Origin of the sequence: Streptosporangium carneum (assembly GCF_027922005.1) — a bacterium.
Taxonomy (GTDB): domain Bacteria; phylum Actinomycetota; class Actinomycetes; order Streptosporangiales; family Streptosporangiaceae; genus Streptosporangium; species Streptosporangium carneum.
Genome location: NZ_BSEV01000078.1, coordinates 1 through 1025, shown reverse-complemented (window position 1 = coordinate 1025; position 1025 = coordinate 1). Strand labels below are relative to the sequence as shown.

Genomic DNA, 1025 nt, shown 5'->3' with positions numbered 1-1025 from the left:
GTGCTTTTTCCAGCGGCAGTCCCTGGTTCTGCGGCCCGTCGCCGGAGATATCGATGATGCGGCGGGGAGCGGAGTGCGGATTGCTCTCGATACGCTGCACGCTGTCGGCAATCGCTGCACCAATGGCCGTGTAGTGGCCGCGTTCCAGCGGGGCAGCCGCCACGCGGGCGGCAAACTCCAGCGCGTCTTCCTCGCTGGCGATCACGGTCCAGTCGGCCGCGGCCCGCTGGAAGCCGCTGTCGGCCCATTCCACATAGGTCACGGCGATGCGGCCCATCGGCCCGCCCTGGATCGAGCGGATCACATCTTCCGACGCCAGAGCGGCAACATAGCCTTCGCGCTGGCGGCGTGCCTCTTCCTCGTCAACGGAATAGGAGATGTCGACGGCGAGCACGAGCTCGACATCCACGTCATAATCATAGGTGAAATCGTCGTACTGCGCGCTGGCGCCAGCCGCGAAAAGGGCCGCTGCCGCGGCCCCGAAGCATACCCCGAACCCTGTCATGGCGCGCACACTATGAAGGCTTTGCCGCGCGAACAACTGACGATGTGGTAAGCTTCGCTCACGCCGTACGCCGCAAGCCCGCCAGCAAGCCACCGACAGCGATCTGGCACACGCCGCACACGCGCTCGCGCCAGACAAGCCCCACCGGGCCGCGCACGAAAGCCCCGCCCGTCGCCCCCAGCGCGGCATAGCCGGCAAGAATCGGCAGTTCGGTGCCGTGCATGATGGCCAGCATGAGAAGATAGTCGGCCCCGCCGGTCTGCCCCGGAATGATGAATTGCGGCAGCAGCGCGCCGAAGAACAGCACCGATTTGGGATTGCCCAGCTGCTTGACCAGGCCCTGGGTAAAGGCCGGTCCGGCCAGCTCCGAAACCGTTGCCGGCTGTGGCCGGGCCGCCACCTTGCGGGCATTGCGCAGGGTCGAGATCCCCAGCCAGACCAGATAGGCCGCCCCCGCCCACTTGATCATCGTGAACAGGAGCGCAGAGCTGACGAGGACCGCGCCGAGCCCGAAAACCGA

2 protein-coding genes are annotated in these 1025 nt (G+C 66.5%); both read right to left on the bottom strand.

Features of this window, described 5'->3' with window-relative positions; translation table 11 throughout:
* The coding region (locus PKF00_RS44830) for a DUF1194 domain-containing protein (RefSeq protein WP_271223728.1) at positions 1–505 on the bottom strand (505 nt) is incomplete at its 3' end.
* Between the two features lie 58 nt (positions 506–563).
* Positions 564–1025: LysE family translocator (locus PKF00_RS44825; protein WP_271223727.1), on the bottom strand; the 462-nt coding region annotated here is incomplete at its 5' end.